Annotated in this window: 1 protein-coding gene; it reads right to left on the reverse strand. The window is 62.5% G+C overall.

The genetic code is table 11. From position 1 onward, the window contains the following. Positions 1 to 21 precede the first annotated feature (21 nt). Positions 22 to 459 (reverse strand): sensor histidine kinase (locus HW556_RS18455; RefSeq protein WP_246289729.1); only part of this gene is annotated, 438 nt, incomplete at its 5' end.

The raw sequence follows: 459 nt of genomic DNA on the forward strand, positions 1-459 counted from the left end.
CGTGCCTTGAACGAGCTCTGTTCAGTTGAAGGAGCGTTCAGGTAGCCGGCTGGTGAACTGCCCATTCAGGGGCAAGCCGACGGAAAAGGTGGTGCCTTGACCCTCTTGGCTCTCTACGCTGAGCGTTCCGCCATGACCCTGGGCGATGATGTCGTGCGATAGTGATAAGCCTAAGCCGGTGCCCTCGCCCGTGGGCTTGGTGGTGAAGAAGGGCTGGAACACCTTCTGCTGCACGGCCGCGCTCATCCCCGGGCCGTTGTCCGACACCTGAATCTGCACCTGCTGATTTAGCACGAGCGTGCGTAGGCCCACCTGTGGTTGATAGCCGGGCTCCCCCTGTTGCTGACGCTGGCGCACAGCGTAGAACGCGTTGGCCAACAAGTTGAGCAACACCCGACCCACGTCCGCCTCCACGAGGATTACCGGCGGGAGCTCGGCCCCGAAGTCGGTGGTGAGGGA

Source organism: Hymenobacter terrestris, from assembly GCF_013377905.1.
Classification (GTDB): Bacteria; Bacteroidota; Bacteroidia; order Cytophagales; family Hymenobacteraceae; genus Hymenobacter; species Hymenobacter terrestris.